Source organism: Pseudomonas sp. FW305-96, from assembly GCF_058783825.1.
This window is the reverse complement of record NZ_JBYSYW010000010.1, coordinates 126,171-150,905: the sequence shown is the minus strand read 5'-3', so window position 1 is coordinate 150,905 and position 24,735 is coordinate 126,171. Positions and strand designations below refer to the sequence as shown.

Below are 24,735 nucleotides of genomic sequence, written 5' to 3'. Positions count from 1 at the left end.
GGCTTACCGACTTCGGGACAGACTCAGGAATTAGGGGCAGTAACCTGCCGCTCCCTGGCCGAAGTCAAAGGTTCTGGGCGTACCCAAAATCTGTTGCTGATGAGTGCGGGCCTTGCCTGCAACACTCATACCCGAACAAGGCCGTCTGCGGCTTGCCTCGGTCGCCCTCCGCAGGAGCGGTTTGGCTGTTGAAATCACCTTAAGTTCAGCCAGAAAATTCGCTTGAATTTGCCTGTTGACTTGTGTTTGTGATTTTGCGCAAAACCCAATATCTAGTGGTTCGTTGCGATAGGGATACAAGATAATGCGGTCCAGGGGGCTTTGCAAGGTCGGCGCCTGTGGATAACTTGTGGGTACTTTGTGAGTCATCCGTGGGTATTCGCTGTAGGCCTTGTCCCAAGAGGTTTGCACTATTTTTTGCCTGTGCTAAGCCGCCGCGAAGATTTTTTAGGGCGCGCACCCTATCACAAAAAACGGTTCAGTCGAGGGCTGTTTGCGGTGGTTGGCAGGGGTGGGGGCGGGACGTAGTATCCGGGGCTGATGTTGCGCTTTGGTGAAAGGGAATACCCGTAGGATCAGGCATTTACATTGCCTGCACCGGCCTCATCGCCGGCAAGCCGGCTCCCACAGGTACGGCGCGGCTTTTGTGGGAGCCGGCTTGCCGGCGATGAGGCCGCTGCGGACAACGCAAAACAACAATAAAAGACCAGCACACAAGGGGGAGGCCATGGACCAGCCAATCAACCGCATCCTGATCGTCGAGGACGACCAGCGCCTGGCCGAACTGACTGCCGAATACCTCCAGGCCAACGGCTTCGAAGTGGCGGTGGAGGGCGACGGTGGCCGCGCCGCGCGGCGCATCATCGACAGCCAGCCGGACCTGGTGATCCTCGACCTGATGCTGCCCGGCGAAGACGGCCTGAGCATTTGCCGCCGCGTGCGCGGCCAGTACGCCGGCCCCATCCTCATGCTCACCGCCCGCAGCGACGAGCTCGACCAGGTCCAGGGCCTGGACTTGGGCGCCGACGACTACGTATGCAAACCGGTGCGCCCGCGCGTGCTGCTGGCGCGTATCAACGCCCTGCTGCGCCGCAGCGACGCCCCGGAGCGCCGCCAGGACCTGACCTTCGGCCCCCTGCATATAGACAGCCGCCAGCGCGAGGCGCGCCTGCATGGCCAGCTGGTCGAGCTGACCGGCGCCGAATTCGACCTGCTCTGGCTGCTGGCCAGCAACGCCGGGCGCGTGCTGTCCCGCGAGGAGATCTTCACCTCGCTGCGCGGCGTCGGCTACGACGGCCAGGACCGCTCCATCGATGTGCGCATCTCCAAGATCCGCCCCAAGATCGGCGACGACCCGATCACCCCGCGGCTGATCAAGACCCTGCGCAGCAAAGGCTACCTGTTCGTCGGCGAGGCGCCATGAACTCGATCTTCCTGCGCATCTACGGCGGCATGCTCGCGGTGCTGGTGCTGGTGGCCGTGCTTGGTGTGCTGAGCCTGCACCTGCTCAACGAGATCCGCGCCGGCCAGCACCGCGAGCGCCTGGCCCAGGGCACCTTCAGCCTGATGGCCGACAACCTGGCGCAGCAGAACGCGGTGGAGCGCACCCGTTCGCTGGTGATCTGGGAGCGCCTGCTCGGCGTGCCGCTGGACCTGCAGCCGCTGTCGGCCTTTACCCTCGACGGTGGGCAGCGGGCGCGGCTGTACCGCGACCTGGTGGTGGTGGAGAAGACCGGCCCGCATGCTGCCCGGGTGCTGCGCCGGGTCGGCCACGAGGACCTGCTGCTGGTGGCCGAGGTCAAGCAGATCAGCGAGCAGCTGGCCCGCGCCACCCTTTACCTGTTGGCCGACGAGCTGGTGCGCTACCCGGTGACCGAGCAGCAGGCGCGCCTGGCGCAGCTGCGCCAGAGCAAGGGTTTCGGTTTCGACATCGCCCTGCAGCGCATCGAGCGCGCCGCCCTGGACGACGACCAGCGTCGCCGGGTGGAGGAGGGCGACACGGTGATGGCCCTGGGCAGGGATGGCGATTCGATCCGCGTGTTCTCGGGGCTGTCCGGCTCGCCCTGGGTGCTGGAGATCGGCCCTCTGTATCAGCTCAACCCCTATCCGCCGCAGTTGCTGATCCTCATCGCCTTTCTCGGCTTGTGCCTGATCGGCCTGGTGGTCTACCTGCTGGTGCGCCAGCTGGAGCGGCGGGTGTCGGGCCTGGAGGTGGCGGCCACGCGCATCGCCCAGGGCAGCCTCGACACCCGGGTGCCGGCCGGCGATGCCGACTCGGTGGGGCGCCTGGCCGAGGCCTTCAATGGCATGGCCGAGCACCTGCAACGTTCATTGACCATGCAGCGCGAACTGGTGCGGGCGGTGTCCCACGAGTTGCGCACGCCGGTGGCGCGGCTGCGCTTTGGTCTGGAGATGATCGAGAGCGCCAGCACCGACGCTGCCCGGGCCAAGCACCTGGCGGGCATGGACGGCGATATCCAGGACCTGGACAAGCTGGTCGACGAGATGCTGACCTACGCCCGCCTGGAGCAGGGCGCGCCGGCCCTGCATTTCCAGGTGGTGGACCTGGACGAGCTGCTGGCGCGGGTAATCGAGGAGCTGGCGCCGCTGCGCGCCGAGGTGCGGGTGGTGCGCGGCGAATGCCACGGGCTCGACGGCGGCGACGCCCGGGTCGAGGCCGAGCCGCGCTACCTGCACCGGGCCCTGCAGAACCTGGTACGCAATGCCATGCGCCATGCCGAGTCCGAAGTGCGCGTGAGCTATCACCTGGGACAGCAACGTTGCCGCATCGATGTGGAGGACGACGGGCCCGGGATTCCCGAGGGCGTGTGGCACCGGATCTTCACCCCCTTCACCCGCCTCGACGACAGTCGCACCCGGGCCTCGGGCGGGCATGGCCTGGGGCTGTCGATCGTGCGGCGGATCATCTACTGGCATGGCGGCCGCGCCCTGGTCGGGCACAGCGAGCAGCTGGGCGGGGCGTGTTTCAGCCTGAGCTGGCCGCGGGAGCAGCCACGCGATTAAACGCTGATCAGGCTGAGTAGGTGGCCGTCCTGCAGGCAGAACTGGCCATCGAGTTCGACACCGTGGCGCCACTCGGCCGACAGGTCGGTGAGCAAGCGCAGGCGGGCGTGGCCGTCGCTGGACCATTCCAGCAGTTCGGCATGCTCGAAGTAGAAGCGCTTTTTCGTCAGCGGGTAGAGCGTCTTGAACAGGCTTTCCTTGAGCGAGAAGGTCAGGGTCACGGCCAGGGCCTGTTGGCTGCGATCCAGGCGTTCCAGCTCCGCGGGGGTGAGAATCTCCCCGGCCAGGCGTTCGGCGCGGTCTTCGCCGAGCAGGGTTTCCTGGTCCAGCCCCAGGCCGCGGCATTGGCCATCGGTAGCCACCACGGCGGCGGCCCAGCCCTGGCCGTGGGTAATCGAGCCGTGGATGCCGGCGGGCCAGATGGGCGAGCGGTCTTCATGAGGGGCGGGAGCGTAGCTGCGACCGTCGAGTATCCGTAGCGCCTCACGGGCGCAGACCCGACCGGCCAGGTACTCGGCCTGGCGCTTGGCCACCGAGCGTTGCAGGCTGGCGGTCTGTTCGATGCCGGCGCGCTGGTAGTCATCGGGCGCGAGCTTGGCCGGGTCGAAGGCACAACTGACCAGCACCGCGCCGGGGACCGGGCGCGGCAGGGGCCAATGGTGCTGGAGCGGGGCGCAGCAGGTGGGGAGTCTGTTCATGGCGGGTATTGTGCCAGCCTGGTGGCTGGTGGTGGAGCACAGATTTTGGGGCTGCTGCGCAGCCCTTTCGCCGGCGAGCCGGCTCCCACAGGGGGCGTCGCCATCTTTTGTGGGAGCCGGCTTGCCGGCGAAAGGGCCGCAAAGCGGCCCCGGCGATCATCAGTCGAGCGCATCCTTCAGGAACGCCTGCATATCCTTCCACGAGCTCTCGTCAGCCGCTTTGTCGTAGCCGATATCCGGCCCGCCATGCCCGCCATGGCTCAACCGGTCGGCATCCGGGTTGGTAAACCCATGCTTGGCCCCCGGGATCCCGACGAACTTGTAGTCCGCCTTGGCCGCATCCATCTCCGCCTTGAACGCCGCCACCTGCTGCGGGGTGACCATGCTGTCGGCCTCGCCATGCTCCACCAGGATCTTGGCCCGGACCACCCCCGGCTTGGCCGGCGTCTGGGTCACCAGCGCGCCATGGAAGCTCACCACGCCGTCGAGCTTCTCACCGCGGCGCGCCGCGTCCAGCACCACCTTGCCGCCAAAGCAGTAGCCGATGGCCGCCAGCTGGTGCTTGTTGGTGTTGGGCTGGATCTTCAGCAGCTCCAGCCCGGCATCGAAGCGCCGGGCGGCGGCCGCTGGGTCCTTCATCGCCGCGGCCATGAACGCTTGGGCATCCTGCGGGTGCTCGGTGTTCTTGCCGTCGCCGTACATGTCGATGGCCAGGGCGTTGTAGCCCAGCGCCGCGAGGTCGCGGGCGCGGCGCTTGGCGTAGTCGTTCAGCCCCCACCATTCATGCACCACCACCACGCCCGGGCGTTTGCCCTCGACGGCGTCGTCGTAGGCGTAGTAGCCGATCAGGCGGTTGCCGTCCGCATCCTGGTAGGGGATCTCGCGGGTCTGCACCGCCGCCTGGGCGAGGGTGGCGCCGCACAACAGGGTCAGTGCAAGCAGGGTACGCATGGTCGAGCTCCTTGTTCGGTTCGTTCAGCCCAGGTTCAGGCCGGGTTCAGCAGGGGTTCAGGGCGCCTTCCCTACTCTAGTCCCCAGACAGAAACAACGCATCCAACCCGGAGTACCTGAACCATGAAAACGCTCAATACCCTGATCGCCGCCATGGCGGTTTGCGCCGCCGGCCTCACCACCGCCGCCCAGGCCGATGACAACTTCGCCAGCCTGACCTACGGCCAGACCAGCGACAAAGTGCGCAAGTCCGGCCTGCTGCAACGCAACACCGACAACCTGAACGCCGACGGCATCATCGGCAAGGACAGCACCTGGGGCGTGCGCCTGGGCAAGATCAACGACCAGGGCCGCTACTACATGACCTACGACAACGTCTCGGGTGACCACAGCGGCGTCAAGCTACGCCAGGAAAACCTGCTCGGTAGCTACGACCTGTTCCTGCCGGTGGGCGATACCACCAAGCTGTTCGGCGGCGGCACCCTGGGCATGACCAAGCTGACCCAGGACTCGCCAGGCGCCAGCCGCGACACCGACTACGGCTATGCCGTGGGCCTGCAGGCCGGCGTGATCCAGGAAATCACCGACAAGGCCTCGGTGGAGATGGGCTACCGTTACCTGCGCAGCAACGCCGCCACCGAGATCGGCGCCCACGGTGGGCCGAAGGATGGCACCCTGCGCCTGACCAGCAGCGCGCAGACCTACCTGGCGGCAAGCTACAAGTTCTGAGGTCGCTGTTATCCTGTGCCGGCCTCATCGCGAGGAGTGCATGACCCGTGGGAGCGGGCTTGCCCCGCGATGAGGCCGGTACAGGCATTCGCTATTCAAAGGAGAACTGCATGAAATTGCTGGTGGTCGAGGACGAGGCGCTGCTGCGTCATCACCTGTTCACCCGCCTCGGCGAGGGCGGCCATGTGGTGCAGGCGGTGGCCAACGCCGAGGAAGCCTTGTACCAGGCCGAGCAGTACAACCATGACCTGGCGGTGATCGACCTGGGCCTGCCGGGCATGAGCGGGCTGGACCTGATCCGTCAGTTGCGCAACCTTGGCCAGACCTTCCCGATCCTGATCCTCACCGCCCGCGGCAACTGGCAGGACAAGGTCGAAGGCCTGGCCGCCGGCGCCGACGACTATGTGGTCAAGCCGTTCCAGTTCGAAGAGCTGGAGGCGCGCCTCAACGCCTTGCTGCGCCGCTCCAGCGGCTTCACCCAGTCGACCATCGCCGCCGGCCCGCTGGTGCTCGACCTCAACCGCAAGCAGGCGACCCTGGACGAGCAACCGCTGGCGCTGACCGCCTACGAATACCGCATCCTCGAGTACCTCATGCGCCATCACCAGCAGGTGGTGGCCAAGGACCGGTTGATGGAACAGCTGTACCCGGACGACGAGGAGCGCGACCCGAACGTCATCGAGGTGCTGGTCGGCCGCCTGCGTCGCAAGCTCGAGGGCGACAACGGCTTCAAGCCGATCGATACCGTGCGTGGCCTGGGCTACCTGTTCACCGAGCGCTGCCGATGATCCGTTCGCTGCGGGTGCGCCTGATGCTGGCGGCGGCGTTGCTGGCGCTGCTGTTCATGCTGGCGTTGCTGCCGGCGCTGCAGAAGGCCTTCAGCCTGGCGTTGCAGGAGTCCATCGAGCAGCGCCTGGCCTCGGACGTGACCACGCTGATTTCCGCCGCGCGCATCGAGCATGGCCAGTTGCAGATGCCGGCGCTGCTGCCGGACGAGCGTTTCAACCTGCCGTATACAGGCTTGCTCGGCTACATCTTCGACCGCCAGGGCAAGCTGGTGTGGCAGTCGCGGGCCACGCGCAACCGCAACATCAACTACCACCCGCGCTATGACGGGCGTGGCAACGAATTCGCCCGTATTCACCAGGACGACGGCGAGGAGTTCTTCGTCTATGACGTCGAGGTCAGGCTGCTTGGCGGCAAGAGTGCGGCGTTCAGCATCGTCGCCCTGCAACCGGTCCGCGAATACCAGGACACCCTCAATGGCCTGCGCGAGAAACTCTATTTCGGCTTCGGCGCGGCGCTGCTGGCGCTGATGGTGCTGCTCTGGGCCGGCCTGACCTGGGGCCTGCGCTCGCTGCGCCGGCTCAGCTCCGAGCTGGACGACGTGGAGAGCGGCGCCAGGGATGGACTGAGTCGCGAGCACCCACGCGAGCTGCTGCGCCTGACCGGCTCGCTCAACCGCCTGCTGCGCAGCGAGCGCGAGCAGCGCCAGCGCTACCGCGACTCGCTCGACGACCTGGCCCACAGCCTGAAGACCCCGCTGGCGGTGCTGCAGGGCGTGGGCGAGAGCATGGAGCAGGGCGACCGCGAGCAGGCGCGGGTGCTGCAGAGCCAGATCGAGCGCATGAGCCAACAGATCGACTACCAATTGCAGCGCGCCAGCCTGCGCAAGAGTGGCCTGGTAAAGCACCAGGTCGAGCTCAAGCCGTTGCTCGACAGCCTGTGCAGCACCTTGGCCAAGGTCTATCGCGACAAACGCGTCGAGGTCGGTTTCGATCTCCCGGCCGATGCGCGGGTGCCGATGGAACAGGGGGCCTTGCTTGAACTGCTCGGCAACCTGCTGGAGAACGCCTACCGGTTGTGCCTGGGGCAGGTGCGGGTCAGCCTGCGCGAAGCGCCGGGGCAACTGGAACTGTGGATCGAGGACGACGGCCCGGGCGTGCCGCCCGACCAGCGTGAGCGCATTCTCGAACGCGGCGAGCGGCTGGACCGCCAGCACCCCGGGCAGGGGATCGGCCTGGCGGTGGTCAAGGACATCATCGACAGCTATGACGCCGAGTTGAGCCTGGGCGATTCGCCGTTGGGCGGGGCTGCGTTCCATATCGCTTTCCGACTCGATTGATTCTGCCTTTCCAGTGCAGGGGGCGGTGCGTGGGAGCGGGCTAGCCCCGCGATACCGGCGAAGCCGGTGCCATCCGGAGCGGTCCTCATCGCGGGGCAAGCCCGCTCCCACCGGGAAGTCCCACTGAGTACCTCTGAGGCGGATTCCCGCCAACCCGCCCTGTACGATTTCCGCCATCGGGCGGAAATCCGCCATTTCCTACCGGCTACTGCGCCCCGTCCCGGGGCATTCACACCCTGTAATCATTGGCTGTGCACCTCAAGCGGGCACTTTGGCATCGCCCTTGCTATTCACCTGGCAGAGGCCTGCCCAGGCGCTCGAACACAACGACAAATCCCTCCGGGTACAGGAGGGTTCGCGATTCAGGTGCCCCGACATCCTGGGAAGGATGCGCCGGCCCACTTGAGGAAAAATTAGCCATGACGACTCGTCAGCCGCTGTACAAATCGCTGTATGTCCAGGTGATCGTCGCGATCACCATCGGTATCCTGCTCGGCCACTACTACCCGGAGACCGGCGTAGCCCTCAAACCCCTGGGTGACGGCTTCGTCAAGCTTATCAAGATGGTCATCGCGCCGATCATCTTCTGTACCGTGGTCAGCGGCATCGCGGGCATGCAAAGCATGAAGTCGGTCGGCAAGACCGGCGGTTACGCGCTGCTGTACTTCGAGATCGTCTCCACCATCGCCCTGATCATCGGCCTGGTGGTGGTCAACGTGGTGCAGCCGGGCGCCGGCATGCACGTCGACGTCAGCACCCTCAACGCCAGCAGCGTGGCTGCCTATGCCGCCGCCGGCGCGCAGCAGACCACCGTCGGCTTCCTGCTCAATGTCATCCCCAACACCGTGGTCGGCGCCTTCGCCAACGGCGACATCCTGCAAGTGCTGATGTTCTCGGTGCTGTTCGGTTTCGCCTTGCACCGCCTGGGCAGCTACGGCAAGCCGGTGCTGGACCTGATCGATCGCTTCGCCCATGTCATGTTCAACATCATCAACATGATCATGAAGCTGGCCCCGATCGGCGCCTTCGGCGCCATGGCCTTCACCATCGGCCAGTACGGCGTGGGTTCGCTGGTGCAGCTGGGCTACCTGATGGCCTGCTTCTACATCACTTGCCTGCTGTTCATCCTGGTCGTGCTGGGCGGTATCTGCCGCGCCCATGGCTTCAGCGTCATCAAGCTGATCCGCTACATCCGTGAAGAGCTGCTGATCGTGCTGGGCACCTCGTCCTCGGAGTCGGCCCTGCCGCGCATGCTGGCCAAGATGGAGCGCCTGGGCGCGAAGAAATCCGTGGTTGGCCTGGTGATCCCGACCGGTTACTCGTTCAACCTGGACGGTACCTCGATCTACCTGACCATGGCCGCGGTGTTCATTGCCCAGGCCACCGACACCACCATGGACATCACCCACCAGATCACCCTGTTGCTGGTGCTGCTGGTGGCCTCCAAGGGGGCCGCAGGCGTCACAGGTTCGGGCTTCATCGTCCTCGCCGCCACCCTGTCGGCCGTCGGCCACCTGCCGGTTGCCGGCCTGGCGCTGATCCTGGGTATCGACCGCTTCATGTCCGAAGCCCGCGCCCTGACCAACCTGATCGGCAACGCTGTGGCCACCGTGGTCGTGGCCAAGTGGGTCAAGGAGCTGGACACCGACACCCTGCAGGCCGAACTGGCGTCTGGCGGCTCGCCGCTGATCGACACCCGTCCGACCGACGACCTGGGCGTGGCCGAAGGCCCGGCGCGTTGACCACCTCGCGGTAAGTGCAAAAGCCCATCTTCGGATGGGTTTTTTTATTTCTGGTGTCGCTGCGGCCTGGGTGAACGTTCATGGAGGAGGTGGTAGATGGTTATCTACGGTTGTGATCCTGCGGCGGGTAGATTGGATTTCGCTGGGGGGCGCACGGCTTGGCCTGACAGGCACCCCAGGTATGCGTATTCCAACCGAAGAAGGAAATCATCCGATGGGCAAACCCAATGATATGCAACCCACTCCCACGATCACCTTGCGAGGAGGCTGCGGTGATGACGTGTTGGATGGAGGAAATGGAAATGATGTGATTGCCGGGGGCAAGGGGCGCGATGTGCTTGAGGGTGGCAAGGGCGACGACTGCCTGATCGGTGGCAAAGGCGACGATGTGCTGGATGGTGGCATGGGCGCCGACCGTCTGTATGGCGGCAGGGGTCATGATGTGCTGATTGGTGACAGCGGCAGGGATGTGCTCAGGGGCGGCAAGGGTAACGATTTTCTCGAAGGGGGCCTGGGCACCGATATCCTGGGCGGTGGCCAGGGTGCGGATGTGTTCGTGTTCTCGAAGCTCGCTGACATGGGCGTGGGCAAGCGGCGAGATATCGTCACCGATTTCAATGGTGCCGCCGGCGATCGTATTGACTTGCGTGGCCTGGCGAAATCCGAGGGACTGGACAGTCTGGTCTTTGTGGGGGATGCCGCCTTCACCGATACCGGGCAACTGCGTTTTGAGCGTGAGATCCTGTCTGGCAACGTACGCGGTACCCTCAAGCCGGACTTCGAGATCAAGTTGGCTGGCGTGACGACTTTCAAGGCTGAATATCTGATGCTTTGACCCCTGCGCTTGCGTGTTTGTCCATCAGCTGCCACGCCACGCGCGGGGTACATCATTCGACCCGGGTCTCGCCGCTGTACACCAGGATCTCCCGGCAGCGCCGGCACAGGTAGCGCCGCCCCTGGCGCACCAGCTTGTGGCGCTGGGCGGTGAACGGGAAATCGCTCTCCGGGCACGGACAACGGTAGATGTAGCGTGTCGCCACGCGCCGCTGCACCTCGTAGTTGTGGCAGCGGTTCGGCGGCAGCTCGTACACCCCGCGCATGATCAACTGCCATTCCTCGCCATGGGCCTGGATGCGCTCGCCGAATAGCTGGTGGGCGATCAGGTGGGCGACTTCGTGGGCCACGGTCTGGCGCAGGAAGTCTTCGGCGTTCTCGCGGTACAGCTGCAGGTTGAAGCGCAGCAGGTTCTCGTGCAGGTGGGCGACGCCGGCCTTCTGTCCGCGCAGCTTGAAGCTGACCTGCGGGCGCGGGAAGGGGCGTTTGAAGAAGGTTTCGGCTTGCTGGAAACAGGTTTCGACGCGTTGTCTGAGCAGCTCGGGCATGGCGGGGTAGTTCTCCTGACCGGGCATTATGCCGCAGGCAATGGGCGGCTGCCGAGCCGTCGGTCAGGCACACGAAGCGAGGCCGCCTTGCGGCGGCCTCGGTGATGCCCCAGTGTTGGTTGGATCTGGTTGGTATGCGTTTAGTTGGTGTAGACGGGCCCCACGCCCAGTCCCCAGATGATCACGGTTGCGGCCATGATCGCCACCAGAACCACGAGGCCCACCGCCAGCACGGAGCTTGAGAACAGGAAGCCTTCATCTGACGGTATGTTCATGAAGGTCGGCAAGCCGACATACAGCAGGTACACGGTGTAGCAGATCGCCGCTGTGCCGATCAGCATGCCCAGCCACAGGTGCGGGTACAGTGCCGCGAGGCCGCCGATGAACAGCGGGGTGGCGGTGTAGGTGGCAAAGGCGATGCACTGCGCCATGCTCGGGTTGGCGTCGTAGGTGCGCGCCATCCAGTGGATGAAGGCGCCCATCACCGCGACCCCGGCGAGCATCGCCAGGTAGGACATGATGCTCATCCACAACGCGCTTTCCATGGTCAGCATCACGGCTGGCCGCTCGCCGATCACCCAGCCGACCTGGGTGGTGCCGATGAACGCCGACACGGCGGGAATCGCCGCCAGGATCAGCGTGTGTGTCAGGTACATGTGGCTGATGCTTTCGTCCTCGCCACGAATCTCCCGCCACTCCTGGTCGGGGTGGGTGAACAGCCCAACAACGTGATGAATCATACGGGTCACTCCTATCGTCGTTGCCAAACGCCCCCCGGATGGAGCGCCTATGGCCCGAGGCCAGGACACCAGGTGCTGCGCCAATGTGGCCTTATGTCGCAGTATAGGAAGCCGTTCCCCACAGAAAACCGGCTTTTTAGAGCAAATCGCGCTGTCAGGACCGGTGCTGATTCCCTTGAAGTCTTTATCGGATTCACCTACTGCGCCGCCCGGTTTGTGCGTAAAATAGCCGGCTTTTGTCACACCTCGCGGATTCAAGCGCTATGGGCACCCTCTCGGTCAACCAGAACAAACTGCAAAAACGCCTGCGTCGCCTCGCTGGCGAAGCCATCACCGACTTCAACATGATCGAGGATGGCGACAAGGTCATGGTCTGCCTGTCCGGCGGCAAGGACAGCTACACCATGCTCGACGTTCTGTTGCACCTGCAGAAGGTGGCGCCGATCAAGTTCGAGATCGTCGCGGTGAACATGGACCAGAAGCAGCCGGGCTTCCCCGAGCACGTGCTGCCGGCCTACCTCAAGGAACTGGGTGTCGAGTATCACATCGTCGAGAAGGACACCTACTCGGTGGTCAAGGAGCTGGTGCCCGAGGGCAAGACTACCTGCTCGCTGTGCTCGCGCCTGCGTCGCGGCACCTTGTACACCTTCGCCGACGAGATCGGCGCGACCAAGATGGCCCTGGGGCACCACCGCGACGACATCGTCGAGACCTTCTTCCTCAACATGTTCTTCAACGGCGCGCTCAAGGGCATGCCGCCGAAGCTGCGCGCCGACGACGGCCGCAACGTGGTGATCCGCCCGCTGGCCTACTGCAGCGAGAAGGACATCCAGGCCTACTCGGACATGAAGGAATTTCCGATCATCCCGTGCAACTTGTGCGGCTCGCAGGAAAACCTGCAGCGCCAGGTGGTCAAGGACATGCTGGTGGAGTGGGAGCGCAAGCACCCGGGCCGTACCGAGAGCATCTTCCGCGCCCTGCAGAACGTCGCGCCGTCGCAGCTGGCCGACCGCAACCTGTTCGACTTCACCAGCCTGAAGATCGACGAGAGCGCCACCCCGCGCTTCCTCGACGTGCTGAACATCTGACCTTATGCGCGACTACCAGTGGTTGCATGAGTACTGCCTGAACCGCTTCGGTTCGGCCCAGGCGCTGGAAGCCTTCCTGCCGCAGCCGCGCACACCCGCGCAGCTGCGCGACATCACCGACGACCGCTACCTGTCGACCCTGGCCCTGCGCGTGTTCCGCGCCGGGCTCAAGCACAGCCTGGTGGATGCCAAGTGGCCGGCGTTCGAGCAGGTGTTCTTTGGCTTCGACCCGGAGAAAGTGGTGCTGATGGGCGCCGAGCACCTGGAGCGGCTGATGCAGGACGAGCGCATCATCCGCCACCTGGGCAAGCTCAAGAGCGTGCCGCGCAATGCGCAGATGATCCTCGACGTGGCGAAGGAGAAGGGCAGTTTCGGCGCGTTCATCGCCGGCTGGCCCGAGACCGATATCGTCGGGCTGTGGAAGTACCTGGCCAAGCATGGCAACCAGCTGGGCGGGTTGTCGGCGCCGCGTTTCCTGCGCATGGTCGGCAAGGACACCTTCATCCCCACCGACGACATGGCCGCCGCGTTGATCGCCCAGAAGATCATCGACAAGCCGCCGACCAGCCTGCGTGACCTGGCGCTGGTGCAGCAGGCGTTCAATCAGTGGCACGCCGAAAGCGGTCGGCCGCTGTGCCAGCTGTCGGTGATGCTGGCGCATACCGTCAACCATTGAGATCGCCGGGGCCGCAACGCGGCCCCGATACGTTCAGGCACCTTCGCCAGCCAGGCGTCGATCCTGCTGGAACTTCCAGCGCACGAACAACAAGCCGCTGACGAACAGCCCCAGGCTCACCAGCACCTCGACCCAGCCGAACAGCGCTCGGGCGGGGTCGAAGGCGGCCAGCACGCCCTTGATGAAGTAGATATTGACCACGAAGCAGGTCCAGGCATGCGCCCGGGCACTGCCCATCAGCATGCCCGGCAGCAGCAGCAGCAGGGGGATCAGCTCGATGGCCAGGATCACTTCGACCCGCGCCCCGTGCAGGTTGGCGAACCACAGATTGTTCACCACCAGCAGGGCGATCAGGCCGAAGAAGCAGGCCAGGCTCAGGGCGCGGGTCAGCCGTACGCGTGGGGCGAGCCACTCCAGCGGCGGCAGCACCTTGGGTTTTCTAGCCACGCTGGCCACCCAGGGCCTTGGCGGTGTTGGCCAGGCGTTGGCCGAGGGCGCGGCACAGGGTGATCTCGTGCTGGTCCAGCTCGCGCTTGCCGTCGGCGCCGGCATGGTGGCTGGCCCCATATGGGGTGCCGCCGCCGCGGGTATCGAGCAGCGCCGACTCGCTGTAGGGCAGGCCGGTGACCAGCATGCCGTGGTGCATCAGCGGCAGCAGCATCGACAACAGGGTGGTTTCCTGGCCGCCGTGCAGGCTGGCGGTGGAAGTGAACACCGCCGCTGGCTTGCCCACCAGCTCGCCGCCCAGCCACAGGCTGCTGGTGCCGTCGAGGAAGTACTTGAGCGGCGCGGCCATGTTGCCGAAGCGGGTCGGGCTGCCCATGGCCAGGCCCGCGCAGTGGCGCAGGTCGTCGAGGGTGGCGTACAGCGCGCCGCTGGCCGGGATGTCCGGGGCCACGGCTTCGCACTCGGTGGAGATCGCCGGCACCGTGCGCAGGCGTGCCTCCAGGCCGGTCATCTCGACGCCGCGGGCAATGTGCCGGGCCATCTCGCTGGTCGAGCCGTGGCGGCTGTAGTACAGCACCAGGATGTAGGGTTCGCTCACGGCAGGATCTCCAGGACCTTCTCGGGTGGGCGGCCGATCACGGCCTTGTCACCGGCTACCAGGATCGGGCGCTCGATCAGCTTGGGATGCTCGACCATCGCCTTGATCAGCTGAGCGTCGCTCAGGGCAGGGTTGGCCAGGTCGAGTGCCTTGTATTCGTCTTCGCCGGTGCGCAGCAATTGGCGCGCGCCGATGCCCAGCTTGGCGAGCAGCTGTTCGAGGGTGGCGGCGTCCGGCGGGGTTTCGAGGTAGCGCACGATGGTCGGTGCGAGGCCGCGCGCTTCGAGCAGTTCCAGGGCGCCGCGGGATTTCGAGCAGCGCGGGTTATGATAGAGGGTCAGATCGGTCATGACGGGTCGCATCCAGCTGGGTGTGGCGGCTATTCTAACCGCAGCGACCGACTTCAATGCTTGAAAACTTCGAGAAGGATTGACCCATGGCAAGGCGTTTGGCAGCTGCACTGGCCATCACCGCGAGCCTGCTGCTCGGCGGCTGCGGTGCGGACTACGGCGTGGACCAGCACGGCAATACGGTGAAGGCCGAACAGGTCGACGGGCACTGGTTGGTGCTCAACTACTGGGCCGAATGGTGCGGCCCGTGCCGTACCGAAATACCTGAACTCAATGCTGCTGCCAAGCAGTGGGAAAGCCAGGGTATCCGGGTGCTGGGGGTGAACTTCGATGGTTTGCAGGGCGCCGACCTCAAGGCCGCCGCCGAGACCCTCGGCATCGGCTTCACCGTGCTCGCGCAAGACCCGGCCGAGCGTTACGAACTGCCGCGCAGCGAGGCGCTGCCGGTGACCTACATCATCGATGACAAGGGCAAGGTGCGTGAGCAATTGCTGGGCGAGCAGACCCTCGAGGGTTTGCAGGCCAAGATCAAGGCGTTGAAAGGCGGCGCCTGAACCCTGCATCGCGGGGCAAGCCCGCTCCCGCATAGGAGCGGGCTTGCTCCGCGATGGTTTCAGCCTTCCTCAGGCCAGAACCGCAGCGGCTTGCCCTCGGCCGGCCAGAAGCGGATCTGCTCGATTGGCGACACGTCCCAGCGCTGCACCGTCTCCAGCGCCTGCAGGAAGCGTTTCTCCTGCTCCATCAGCGCTGGCGCGCACAGCTTGCGGGTCTTGCCGACCTTGCCGAAGCTCAAGTGCTCGCCGTTCAGCGTGTAGGGCGCGAACCAGTGGTTACAGCCGGCATTGCCATAGGCACGGCCATCGCTGGCCAGGGTCAGGGTCAGGTGGCTGTAGTCGATCAGCGGGCGTTCACCAATCCACTCCAGCAGGTAGCTTTGCTCCTGCTGCAGCTTCGAAGGTTGCGACGCGCAGCCCATCAGGCCGGTGGCGATCAGCACGCCGGTCAGCAGCTGTTTCACTCAGGCGCGCTCCTGGCACTGCGGGCACAGGTGCTTGTCGCCCTGGCTGGCCCAGCCCAGCTCCTGGACACGGGCGCTGGCTGCCGGGGCGTGGCCTTTCTTGCCGAGCTTGGCTTCGGCGGCGAACTCGAAGTCCAGCACCGCGTCGCAGCCGTCGCACTTGACTTGCCACTCGTGGATTTCCAGTTCGTTGAATACTGGCCCCTGGGCTACGGCCACCCACTGCCCGGTGGGGTTGATCAGGTGGCGCACGCTGTCCACGGTCAGGCGCATGGACAGGGTTTTGCTGCCTTTGAGCGAAACCAGCAGTGCGTCGCCTTTCTGGATCGAGCCGCCGTTGCCGGTGACCTGGTAGCGGCCCGGCACCAGCGCGCGGCACTCGATCAGGGTGTGTTGCGGGTTGAAAAGGGTGTAGCGGAAATCGTGTTCGACCATGGGTCCTCCAGAAATGCCGCGTATCTTAGTGTGGTGCTTCACAAATAACGACCCTAATTCGCGGCGCTTTTTGCGCTCATGCTGCGTTGTCGCTCCTCGCCGTAGCCGGGCTACGACTCGTCGCGACGCCTTGCTTGAGCACAAAAATCACGCGCGACTTATGGGGCGTATTTGCAAAGCACCACACTAGCATCCACCGTTTACAAGATTCTGCGGATTGCCTGCCGCCCAGCGGGAGATGTTGTCCAGGGTGGTGGCCGCGATGGCATCCAGGGCCTCGCGGGTAAGGAACGCCTGGTGGGCGGTGACGATCACGTTGGGGAAGGTCAGCAGCCGTGCCAGCACGTCGTCCTGCAGCGGCAAGTCGGAGCGGTCCTCGAAGAACAGCTGCGCTTCCTCTTCATAGACATCCAGCCCCAGGTAGCCAAGCTGGCCGCTCTTGAGCGCATCGATCAGTGCCGGGGTGTCGACCAGGGCGCCGCGGCCGGTGTTGATCAGCATGGCGCCGGGCTGCAGTTGGGCCAGGCTCTGGGCGTTGATCAGGTGGCGGGTGTGCTCGGTGAGCGGGCAGTGCAGGCTGATGATGCGTGCCTGGCGCAGCAGCTCGGGCAGTTCCAGGTAGCGGGCGCCGAGGGCGACCAGCTCAGGGTTGGTGTAGGGGTCGTAGGCCAGCAGCTGGCAGCCGAAGCCGGCCATGATGCGGGCGAAGGCCGCGCCGATCTGGCCGGTGCCGACCACGCCGACGGTCTTGCCGTGCAGGTCGAAGCCGGTCAGCCCGTGCAGGGTGAAATCGCCTTCGCGGGTGCGGTTGTAGGCCCGGTGCAGGCGGCGGTTGAGGGCCAGGATCAGGGCCACGGCATGTTCGGCGACGGCGTGCGGTGAATAAGCCGGGACGCGCACCACGCTGACCCCGAGACTCTGCGCGGCGGCCAGGTCGACGTGGTTGTAGCCGGCCGAGCGCAGGGCGATCAGGCGTGTGCCGCCGGCGGCCAGGCGCTGCAGGACCTGGGCGTCGAGTTCATCGTTGATGAAGGCGCAGACCACCTCGAAGCCCTGGGCGAGGGCTGCGGTGTCCAGGGTCAGGCGGGCGGGCTGGTAGTGCAGCTCCAGGGCGCCCGCGCTGGCGGCGCGAGTGAAGCTTTCCTGGTCGTAGTGCTGGCTGCTGAACAACAGGGCGCGCATGGGGGGCTTCCTTCTGTGAGTCGGCAACAGTCTAGGCCGTCAGAGAGATCGGGTATTGATCTGTGACGGCCCTGTCGCGGGGCAAGATGCACCGCCGCTCCCACGACTCTTGCAAAGCCTATTCAGGCGCTTTCGCGCGCCTGCTCGGCCAGTCGGCTGATGGCCTGGTCCAGTTCGTCCAGGGCCTGCAACGCCTGGGGGCTGTCCTGCTTGAGCAAGGTCTCGCTGCGCTGACAGGCCGCCCGCAACTGCGGTACGCCGCAATAACGCGAGGCGCCGTTGAGTCGGTGTACCCGTTCGATCATGGCATTGCGATCGGCCGCGTCGCGAGCGGCCTGGATCGCCTCGCGGTCAGAATCCAGCGATGCCAGGAGCATGGCCAGCATATCCGCCGCCAGGTCCGGCTTGCCGGCAGCCAGTCGCAGGCCTTCCTCCGGGTCGAGCACCTTCAGCTCGCTGCTGTCGGGCAGGCGTTCGCTGGTGCGCTCCTGTTGCGGTGCGCCCAGGTTCAGGCCGGTCCACTTCATCACGACCTGGGCCAGCTGGCGCTCGCTGATCGGCTTGGTCAGGTAGTCGTCCATGCCGCTGTGCAGCAGGGCGCGCTTTTCGTTGGCCATGGCGTGGGCGGTGAGGGCCACGATGGGTAGGGGCGGGCCGCTCTGGCTGGCTTCCCACTGGCGGATCTGTTCGGTGCAGGCACGGCCATCCATGCCGGGCATCTGCACATCCATCAGCACCAGGTCGAAGGGCTCGTCCTGCACGGCCTGCACCGCGGCATAGCCACTGTTCACCGCCAGTACCTCGGCGCCCATCCCTTCGAGCAGGGTCTGCACCAGCAGCAGGTTGGCCGGGTTGTCGTCGACGCAGAGGAGCTTGGGCATGCGCTGGCCGCCGTTGCTGCGCTGCTCGCATACTGGGCGGCGGGGTTGTACCAGTTCCAGCAGCAGGCGGCGCAACTTGCGCGTGCAGGTGGGCTTGGCCAGCAATTGGCCGTGGGCGTTGGGCAGGTAAGGATGGTAGAGCGGTTGCTCGGTGGTGGGGCACAGCACCACGCACTGGCAACCCAGGCGCTCGAGCTGTTGGTGGTACTGCCCCAATTGTTCCGGCGCCAGGCTGCCGAGGTTGACCCCGAGCACGGCGAACTCGAACGGCTGCCCGGCCTGGCTTGCCGCCTGCACGCCGTGCAGCAGCTGGTCGCAGGAGGCGAACACGCTGACCGCCAGGCCGCAGTCCTCCAGTTGGTGCTCCAACGCCTGGCGGGCCAGGTCGTGCCCGTCGACGATGGCCACGCTACGGCCGACCAGGGCCTGGGCGGGTTGCTCCTCGGTGTCGTCGTGGGCCTTGGGCAGGTTGAGGCTGATCCAGAACTGCGAGCCTTCGCCCGGCGTGCTGTCGACGCCGATTTCGCCCCCCATCTGTTCGATCAGGCGCTTGGAGATCACCAGGCCCAGGCCGGTACCGCCGGGCTGGCGCGACAGCGAGTTGTCGGCCTGGCTGAAGGCCTGGAACAGGGTGCGCACATCCTGCGGCGACAGGCCGATGCCGGTGTCTTGGACGCTGATGCGCAGTTGCACGCTGTCTTCCTGCTCGTCCTCGAGCATGGCGCGCACGACGATGGTGCCTTCGCGGGTGAACTTGATGGCATTGCTCACCAGATTGGTGAGGATCTGCTTGAGCCGCAACGGGTCGCCTACCAGCGACAACGGGGTGTCGCGGTAGACCAGGCTGAGCAGCTCCAGCTGTTTGGCGTGGGCGGCCGGGGCAAGGATGGTCAGGGTGTCCTGGATCAGGTCGCGCAGGTTGAGCGGGATGCTGTCGAGCACCAGCTTGCCGGCCTCGATCTTGGAGAAGTCGAGGATCTCGTTGATGATCCCCAGCAGGTTGTCGGCGGATTTCTCGATGGTGCCGAGGTAGTCGAGTTGGCGCGGGCTCAGCTCGCTCTTCTGCAACAGGTGGGTGAAGCCGAGGATGCCGTTGAGCGGGGTGCGGATCTCATGGCTCATGTTGGCGAGGAACTCGGACTTGATGCGGCTGGCCTCCAGGGCCTCCTTGCGCGCCATGTCCAGCTCGATGTTCTGGATCTCGATGGTTTCGAGGTTCTGGCGCACGTCCTCGGTGGCCTGGTCGATGCTGTGCTGCAGCTCTTCGTGGGCGCTGTGCAGGGTCTCGGCCATGCGGTTGATGCCGGCGCCCAGTTCGTCGAGCTCGTGGCTGCCCATGGCCGGCAGGCGTTCGTCGAGGTGGCCGTCCTTGAGCTGGTTGACCGCGTGCTTGATGCGGTTGATCGGGTCGTTGATGGTGCGGCTCATGCGCAGGGCGAGCAGCGCGGTCAGGCTCAGGCAGGCGAGGATCAGCAGCAGGCTGGTGAACAGGTTGCGGTAGCCGCGCAGCAGTGTGCCGTCGTGGGACAGCTCGATTTCTACCCAACCGAGCAGGCGCTCGGCCTCGGCGGGCACGGCGTCGGTGGCCAGGTCGCGGTGATGGCCGAACACCGGCATCAGGTAGCGGGTGGCATCATTGCCGGTGCGCTGCAGCAGTTGCGTGCCGGTACCGCCGCTGGGCGGCTGGTTGAGCATGCTGGGGCCGGCGTGGGCCAGGCGCGTGCGGTCGGCGGCGAGGAACGCCACGGCGCGCACGTCGACCTGCTCCAGGGCCTGGGCCGCGATGCGCTCCAGTTGCGCCGGGGACTGGCGGGCCAGGGCCGGCGCCGCCAGGGGCGCCAACTGCTCGGCGATCATCTTGCCGCGTTGCAGCAGCTGCGTGCGCAGGTCGCTCTGTTGCAACCAGGTGAAGTAACTGCCCAGCACCAGGGCCATCAGGCTGGCGGGGAGCAAGGCCAGCAGCAGGACGCGGCTGCGGATTCCCAAACGGTCGAGCACACCTGTCTCCTGTCATGTGCCTTTAAAAGCGCTGTTCGCGCATCAGCGGGAACGTTACTCCGCACCGGGGGCATTTGTAAGGCTTTTTGTTTGCCAAGTGAGGCTGGTCCCTCGATGGTGCGTCAGTCGGGCAATGGTTGCCTTGCCAGGAGCGCTTGCCCAATAATCACGCAACTGAGAATCGATGGCAGTTGCCAATGCATCCTGAAGCTATTCGCGCCACCAATATCCTGGCCATCGAGGACGACCCCGTGCTGGGTGCCTACCTGCACGAAGAGCTGCGCCGCGGTGGTTTCCGAGTGACCTGGTGCCGCAGTGGCCTGGAAGGCCTCGAGGCGGCGGGGCGACAGGTCTTCGACTTGGTTCTGCTGGATATCCTGCTGCCTGGCCTCAATGGCCTGGATGCCCTGGCCAGCCTGCGCCGGTGCAGCGCCACGCCTGTCATCCTGATGTCCGCGCTGGGGGCCGAGGCCGACCGTATCAGCGGTTTCGAGCGGGGAGCGGACGACTACCTGCCGAAGCCTTTCAGTTTCGCCGAGCTGCGGGTGCGCATCGAGGCGATCCTGCGCCGGGTGGCCTTCGAGCGGCGTGCGCTGGTGCCACGCGAGGCGGCGGCGGGGCAGTTGCGCTTCGATGAGCAGGCGGCCGATGTCTGCCTCGCTGGCGCCTGGGCCGGCCTGACCCCTAGTGAGTACCGCCTGCTCGACACCCTGCATCGCAGCCAGGATGAGGTGCTGAGCAAGCCGTTCCTTTACCAGCAGGTGCTGCAGCGTGGCTATTCGCGGCATGACCGCAGCCTGGACATGCATGTCAGCCAGATCCGCCGCAAGCTCAAGGCCATCGGCTATCACGAGCGGCAGGTCCGCACCGTCTGGGGCAAGGGCTATGTGTTCGGCGTGGGCGAGGCCGACTGAACCGTGCTCGATCGCCATTCGCTGTTCTGGAAACTGACCGTCCTGCTGGTGGGCTTCTGCCTGCTGATGATCGGCCTCAGCTACAGCTGGGGTCGCCATATGGAGACCCAGGACGCCTTCCTTTCCGAACCTGCGCGTCAAGTGCTGCGGGGTTACGCGGCCGAGGCGGAGCAGGCCTGGCGCAGCGGCGGCGCTGATGGTGTCGACGCCTGGCTGGCCGAGATGCGTGGGCGCGAGCAAGGCTGGGTGGGAGTGCTCGATGGCGACCTGCAGCCGTTGGGCAGCGCCGACCTGACCGCCGGGCAGGCCCAGCGCCTGACCCGCCTGCGCGGCGTCGACTGGCCGATGAGCCGGCGCAGTATCGGCCAGCCCTGGTTGCGTCTGCCGTTCCCCGGCGCGCCGGAGCAGGGCATGCTGGTGATCGAGCTGCCGGAACGCTTCAACCCGGGCCAGTACCGGTTGTTCTGGCGCATCGTCACCAACGGCATCATCCCTGGACTGTTTACCTTGCTGTTGTGTGTGGGCCTGTACCGCATGCTGATCGTGCCGCTCAATCAATTGCGGGAACAGGCCAGCGCCTGGCGCGCCGACCAGCTGGCGGCGCGCCTGGATTCGCGAACCACCCGGCGCAAGGACGAGCTGGGCGAACTGGCCCGTGCCTTCGATCAGATGGCCGAGCGCCTGCAGGGTACCGTGGCCTTGCAGCAGCAGTTGCTGCGCGACCTGTCCCACGAGCTGCGCACGCCGCTCAGCCGCCTGCGCGTGGCCTGCGACGGCGAGACCGACCTGCAGCGCCTGCGCGAACGCCTGCACCGCGAGGTGGACGGCATGCAGCAGCTGGTCGAAGACACCTTGCAGCTGGCCTGGCAGGACGCCGAGCGCGCCCCGCTGAACCTGGAGCCGATCCAGGTGCCGGCGCTATGGGACCTGCTCAGCGAGAATGCCTGTTACGAAAGCGGCTGGGCACCTGGGCGGTTGCACTGTGCGTTGCCGGCGGACTGCTGGGTGCGGGGCAGCCTCAACGACCTTGCCCAGGCGCTGGAGAACATGCTGCGCAACGCCATCCGGCACTCGCCCGAGGCGGGGGTGGTGCGTCTGGGCGGCTGGCGTGAAGGCGGGTATTGGCGTATCGACCTGGAGGACGACGGCGGTGGCGTGGCCGAGGAAGACCTCGAGCGGATCTTCGCGCCGTTTTCCCGGTTGGACGGGGCACGGCCCGGGGACGGTGGCTTCGGCTTGGGCTTGAGCATTGCCCGCAATGCGATCCGCCGCCAGGGTGGGCTGGTGTGGGCGGTCAATGGCGAGCGTGGCCTGCGCCTGTGCATGCGCCTGCCTGCCCATGAAGCGGGGCCATCGGTTGGTCCGGCGCGGGCAAGCCCGCGGCCAGGAAGCAACTCCTTATAGCTACCCGCTATAACCACCGACAATTGCGTGATATGGCCGCGCCGGGTTTGCCGGTATGATAGGCGCCCCTGCCGTCCGGATTGCGAAAACGCCCATGACCCTGCAGTACCCAACCATCGCCGACTGCGTCGGCCATACGCCGCTGGTTCGCCTGCAGCGCATCGCCGGGAACACCAGCAATACCTTGCTGCTCAAGCTCGAAGGCAACAACCCGGCAGGTTCGGTCAAGGACCGCCCGGCGTTGTCGATGATCACCCGTGCCGAACTGCGTGGCCAGATCAAGCCTGGCGACACCCTCATCGAAGCCACCTCCGGCAATACCGGCATCGCCCTGGCCATGGCAGCGGCGATCAAGGGCTACAAGATGATCCTGATCATGCCGGACAACTCCACCGCCGAACGCAAGGCGGCCATGACCGCCTATGGCGCCGAGTTGATCCTGGTGACCAAGGAAGAGGGCATGGAAGGGGCCCGCGATCTCGCGGAAAAACTGCAGGCCGAAGGCCGTGGGCTGGTGCTTGACCAGTTCGCCAACGGCGACAACCCGATCGCGCACTACAACAGCACGGGCCCGGAGATCTGGCAGCAGACCCAGGGCACGATCACCCACTTCGTCAGCTCCATGGGCACGACCGGCACCATCATGGGCTGTTCGCAGTACCTCAAGGAGCAGAACCCGGCGGTGCAGATCATTGGCCTGCAGCCGATGGAAGGCTCGGCCATTCCGGGCATTCGCCGTTGGCCCCACGAGTACCTGCCGAAGATCTTCGACGCCACCCGGGTCGACCGCGTGGTCGACATGTCCCAGCAGGAGGCCGAGGAAACCACCCGTCGCCTGGCCCGCGAAGAGGGCATTTTCTGTGGCGTATCCTCCGGCGGGGCGGTTGCGGCGATGCTGCGCCTGTCCCGTGAAGTCGAGAACGCGGTGATGGTCGCCATCATCTGCGACCGCGGCGACCGTTACCTTTCCACCGGCCTGTTCGATCCGACCTGATGTCCAGAAAGAAAAGCAACACCGGTCTGCGCTTCCAGCCGGCCGGCGGCAACCGTGCCGCACAAGTGCCGGTGGGCAAGAAGCAGCGCCTGCTGATCGAGCGCTTGGCCGGTGACGGCCGTGGCATCGCCTTCAGCGAGGGGCGCACCTGGTTCGTCAGCGGCGCGCTGGGCGGCGAGGACGTCGAGGCGCGGGTACTTGCCGCGCGCGGCAAGGTGGTCGAGGCGCGCCTGGAGCGGGTGTTCCAGGCCAGCCCCGAGCGCCGTGAAGCGCCTTGCCGGCATTACGCCCGCTGTGGTGGCTGCAACCTCCAGCACCTGCCCCATGACGGCCAGCTGGCGCTCAAGCAGCGCCTGCTCGCCGAGCAGTTGCAGCGGGTGGCCGGCGTGCAGCCCGAAGAGTGGGCTGTTCCCTTGTGCGGACCGGAATTCGGCTACCGCCGCCGGGCGCGAGTAGCGGTACGCTGGGATATCAAGGCGCGTCAGCTGGAGGTCGGTTTCCGCGCCGAGGCCAGCCAGGACATCGTTGCCATCGACGACTGCGCGGTGCTGGTACAGCCCTTGCAGGCGATCATGCGTCACCTGCCGACCGTGTTGCGCAGCTTGAGCAAGCCGCAGGCGCTGGGGCATGTGGAGCTGTTCAGCGGTACCGCCGAGGCGGTGTTGGTACGGCATGTGGCGCCATTGCCAAGTGAAGACCTGGCGCGGCTCGAGGCATTCTGCCGCGAAGCCGGCGCCCAATTGTGGCTACAAGGCGAGGGCGAGCCGGCACCGGTGGAGGCCACGGCGCAACTGGGCTTTGCCCTGGAGCCCTGGGGCTTGGAGCTGGCCTGGCGACCGGGCGACTTCGTCCAGGTCAATGCCCAGGTCAATACCTTGATGATCCAGCAGGCTTTGGCCTGGCTGGCGCCCGAGGCGCATGAGCGGGTGCTGGACCTGTTCTGCGGCCTGGGCAACTTTGCCTTGCCCCTGGCGCGTCAGGCGCGCGAGGTGGTGGCGGTGGAAGGCGTGCAGGCGATGGTCAGCCGTGCCGAGGCCAACGCCCACGCCAACAATGTGCATAACGCACGGTTTTTTCAGACCGATTTATCGCAGCCTTTGGCGGGCGCCGGATGGGCTGCCGAGGGCTTTTCTGCGGTACTCTTGGATCCACCGCGCGACGGGGCTTTCGAGGTGGTGCAGGGCATCGCCCGGCTGGGTGCGAAACGGCTGGTCTACGTATCGTGCAATCCGGCCACGCTGGCGCGTGACGCGCAAGTGCTGGTCGGGCAGGGGTACCGGTTAAAAAGGGCCGGGATTCTCGACATGTTTCCTCAGACGGCGCATGTCGAGGCCATGGCGTTATTCGAAGTGGGCTAGC

At 65.8% G+C, this 24,735-nt stretch carries 25 protein-coding genes; 14 read left to right on the top strand and 11 right to left on the bottom strand.

Going from position 1 to position 24,735, the window contains the following annotated elements:
* The first annotated feature begins 727 nt into the window (after positions 1-727).
* Both AC3WL2_RS10605 and AC3WL2_RS10600 read left to right on the top strand, forming a co-directional pair.
* Positions 728-1,423: a response regulator gene (locus AC3WL2_RS10605; protein WP_102683604.1), complete on the top strand. Its 696-nt coding sequence runs from the start codon at positions 728-730 to the stop codon at positions 1,421-1,423.
* Positions 1,420-3,024 carry an ATP-binding protein gene (locus AC3WL2_RS10600; protein WP_102683605.1) on the top strand — a complete coding sequence of 535 codons (1,605 nt, stop codon included), beginning with the start codon at positions 1,420-1,422 and terminating at the stop codon, positions 3,022-3,024. Before AC3WL2_RS10605 ends, AC3WL2_RS10600 begins: the two co-directional genes overlap by 4 nt.
* Here AC3WL2_RS10600 and AC3WL2_RS10595 read toward each other — a convergent pair.
* Positions 3,021-3,722 carry a 4'-phosphopantetheinyl transferase family protein gene (locus AC3WL2_RS10595; protein ID WP_102683606.1) on the bottom strand — a complete coding sequence of 234 codons (702 nt, stop codon included), beginning with the start codon at positions 3,720-3,722 and terminating at the stop codon, positions 3,021-3,023. The two genes, AC3WL2_RS10600 and AC3WL2_RS10595, sit on opposite strands and share 4 nt — an antisense overlap.
* Positions 3,723-3,881: 159 nt before the next feature.
* Positions 3,882-4,673 carry a dienelactone hydrolase family protein gene (locus AC3WL2_RS10590; RefSeq protein ID WP_102683607.1) on the bottom strand — a complete coding sequence of 264 codons (792 nt, stop codon included), beginning with the start codon at positions 4,671-4,673 and terminating at the stop codon, positions 3,882-3,884.
* Between the two features lie 123 nt (positions 4,674-4,796).
* On the opposite strand from AC3WL2_RS10590, the gene AC3WL2_RS10585 reads away from it, so the two are divergent.
* The 5 genes from AC3WL2_RS10585 (at position 4,797) to AC3WL2_RS10565 (ending at position 10,104) form a co-directional block, all read left to right on the top strand.
* Positions 4,797-5,402 carry an outer membrane beta-barrel protein gene (locus AC3WL2_RS10585; protein ID WP_102683608.1) on the top strand — a complete coding sequence of 202 codons (606 nt, stop codon included), beginning with the start codon at positions 4,797-4,799 and terminating at the stop codon, positions 5,400-5,402.
* A 110-nt stretch (positions 5,403-5,512) separates the two neighbouring features.
* Positions 5,513-6,190 (top strand): response regulator, encoded by a 678-nt coding sequence (locus AC3WL2_RS10580; protein ID WP_023632177.1) that lies wholly within the window; start codon positions 5,513-5,515, stop codon positions 6,188-6,190.
* The gene (locus AC3WL2_RS10575; protein WP_102683609.1) at positions 6,187-7,527 is read left to right on the top strand and encodes an ATP-binding protein; all 1,341 of its coding nucleotides are present in this window, start codon (positions 6,187-6,189) and stop codon (positions 7,525-7,527) included. The genes AC3WL2_RS10580 and AC3WL2_RS10575 overlap by 4 nt, the downstream gene beginning before the upstream one ends.
* A gap of 419 nt (positions 7,528-7,946) precedes the next feature.
* A complete protein-coding gene (locus AC3WL2_RS10570) occupies positions 7,947-9,269 on the top strand; it encodes a dicarboxylate/amino acid:cation symporter (RefSeq protein ID WP_102683610.1) in 1,323 nt (440 codons plus the stop codon).
* Between the two features lie 181 nt (positions 9,270-9,450).
* On the top strand, positions 9,451-10,104 hold the full coding sequence (locus AC3WL2_RS10565) for a calcium-binding protein (protein ID WP_207238391.1): 654 nt from the start codon (positions 9,451-9,453) through the stop codon (positions 10,102-10,104).
* A gap of 52 nt (positions 10,105-10,156) precedes the next feature.
* On the opposite strand, the gene AC3WL2_RS10560 is transcribed toward AC3WL2_RS10565, so the two are convergent.
* Together AC3WL2_RS10560 and AC3WL2_RS10555 are read right to left on the bottom strand one after the other, a co-directional pair.
* The gene (locus tag AC3WL2_RS10560) at positions 10,157-10,651 is read right to left on the bottom strand and encodes a SprT family zinc-dependent metalloprotease (RefSeq protein WP_102683612.1); all 495 of its coding nucleotides are present in this window, start codon (positions 10,649-10,651) and stop codon (positions 10,157-10,159) included.
* A 140-nt stretch (positions 10,652-10,791) separates the two neighbouring features.
* The gene (locus tag AC3WL2_RS10555; protein ID WP_023630778.1) at positions 10,792-11,391 is read right to left on the bottom strand and encodes a Yip1 family protein; all 600 of its coding nucleotides are present in this window, start codon (positions 11,389-11,391) and stop codon (positions 10,792-10,794) included.
* A gap of 263 nt (positions 11,392-11,654) precedes the next feature.
* Here AC3WL2_RS10555 and ttcA point away from each other — a divergent pair, with 263 nt between their 5' ends.
* Both ttcA and AC3WL2_RS10545 read left to right on the top strand, forming a co-directional pair.
* On the top strand, positions 11,655-12,479 hold the full coding sequence (gene ttcA, locus AC3WL2_RS10550) for a tRNA 2-thiocytidine(32) synthetase TtcA (RefSeq protein ID WP_023630777.1): 825 nt from the start codon (positions 11,655-11,657) through the stop codon (positions 12,477-12,479).
* A gap of 4 nt (positions 12,480-12,483) precedes the next feature.
* Positions 12,484-13,155, top strand: coding sequence for a DNA-3-methyladenine glycosylase I (locus AC3WL2_RS10545; RefSeq protein WP_102683613.1), 672 nt, complete (start codon positions 12,484-12,486; stop codon positions 13,153-13,155).
* A gap of 33 nt (positions 13,156-13,188) precedes the next feature.
* On the opposite strand, the gene AC3WL2_RS10540 is transcribed toward AC3WL2_RS10545, so the two are convergent.
* The 3 genes from AC3WL2_RS10540 to arsC are packed head-to-tail and all read right to left on the bottom strand — an operon-like array spanning position 13,189 to position 14,550.
* A complete protein-coding gene (locus AC3WL2_RS10540) occupies positions 13,189-13,602 on the bottom strand; it encodes a DUF2069 domain-containing protein (protein WP_031315197.1) in 414 nt (137 codons plus the stop codon).
* Positions 13,595-14,200 (bottom strand): NAD(P)H:quinone oxidoreductase, encoded by a 606-nt coding sequence (gene wrbA / locus AC3WL2_RS10535; protein WP_102683614.1) that lies wholly within the window; start codon positions 14,198-14,200, stop codon positions 13,595-13,597. The genes AC3WL2_RS10540 and wrbA overlap by 8 nt, the downstream gene beginning before the upstream one ends.
* Positions 14,197-14,550, bottom strand: a complete 354-nt coding sequence (gene arsC, locus AC3WL2_RS10530; RefSeq protein WP_046854521.1) for an arsenate reductase (glutaredoxin) — start codon at positions 14,548-14,550, stop codon at positions 14,197-14,199. The genes wrbA and arsC overlap by 4 nt, the downstream gene beginning before the upstream one ends.
* 86 nt (positions 14,551-14,636) lie before the next feature.
* Here arsC and AC3WL2_RS10525 point away from each other — a divergent pair, with 86 nt between their 5' ends.
* Positions 14,637-15,104 (top strand): TlpA disulfide reductase family protein, encoded by a 468-nt coding sequence (locus AC3WL2_RS10525; RefSeq protein WP_102683615.1) that lies wholly within the window; start codon positions 14,637-14,639, stop codon positions 15,102-15,104.
* Positions 15,105-15,163: 59 nt separating this feature from the next.
* Here the strand turns inward: AC3WL2_RS10525 and AC3WL2_RS10520 are convergent, their stop codons facing one another.
* The 4 genes from AC3WL2_RS10520 to AC3WL2_RS10505 form a co-directional block, all read right to left on the bottom strand.
* Positions 15,164-15,568: an META domain-containing protein gene (locus AC3WL2_RS10520; RefSeq protein WP_102683616.1), complete on the bottom strand. Its 405-nt coding sequence runs from the start codon at positions 15,566-15,568 to the stop codon at positions 15,164-15,166.
* Positions 15,569-16,003: a hypothetical protein gene (locus AC3WL2_RS10515; RefSeq protein ID WP_102683617.1), complete on the bottom strand. Its 435-nt coding sequence runs from the start codon at positions 16,001-16,003 to the stop codon at positions 15,569-15,571.
* Positions 16,004-16,189: 186 nt separating this feature from the next.
* On the bottom strand, positions 16,190-17,185 hold the full coding sequence (locus tag AC3WL2_RS10510; RefSeq protein WP_102683618.1) for a 2-hydroxyacid dehydrogenase: 996 nt from the start codon (positions 17,183-17,185) through the stop codon (positions 16,190-16,192).
* A gap of 122 nt (positions 17,186-17,307) precedes the next feature.
* The gene (locus tag AC3WL2_RS10505) at positions 17,308-20,064 is read right to left on the bottom strand and encodes a response regulator (protein WP_102683619.1); all 2,757 of its coding nucleotides are present in this window, start codon (positions 20,062-20,064) and stop codon (positions 17,308-17,310) included.
* Positions 20,065-20,261: 197 nt separating this feature from the next.
* On the opposite strand from AC3WL2_RS10505, the gene AC3WL2_RS10500 reads away from it, so the two are divergent.
* From AC3WL2_RS10500 to rlmD, 4 genes are all read left to right on the top strand, one after another.
* A complete protein-coding gene (locus tag AC3WL2_RS10500; RefSeq protein ID WP_102683620.1) occupies positions 20,262-20,978 on the top strand; it encodes a response regulator transcription factor in 717 nt (238 codons plus the stop codon).
* Between the two features lie 3 nt (positions 20,979-20,981).
* Positions 20,982-22,382 carry a HAMP domain-containing sensor histidine kinase gene (locus tag AC3WL2_RS10495; RefSeq protein WP_102683621.1) on the top strand — a complete coding sequence of 467 codons (1,401 nt, stop codon included), beginning with the start codon at positions 20,982-20,984 and terminating at the stop codon, positions 22,380-22,382.
* Between the two features lie 94 nt (positions 22,383-22,476).
* Positions 22,477-23,376: a cysteine synthase CysM gene (gene cysM / locus AC3WL2_RS10490; RefSeq protein WP_046854528.1), complete on the top strand. Its 900-nt coding sequence runs from the start codon at positions 22,477-22,479 to the stop codon at positions 23,374-23,376.
* Entirely contained in the window at positions 23,376-24,734 is a 1,359-nt protein-coding gene (gene rlmD / locus AC3WL2_RS10485; RefSeq protein WP_102683622.1) for a 23S rRNA (uracil(1939)-C(5))-methyltransferase RlmD, read from the top strand. Before cysM ends, rlmD begins: the two co-directional genes overlap by 1 nt.
* The last annotated feature ends 1 nt before the right edge of the window (position 24,735 follow it).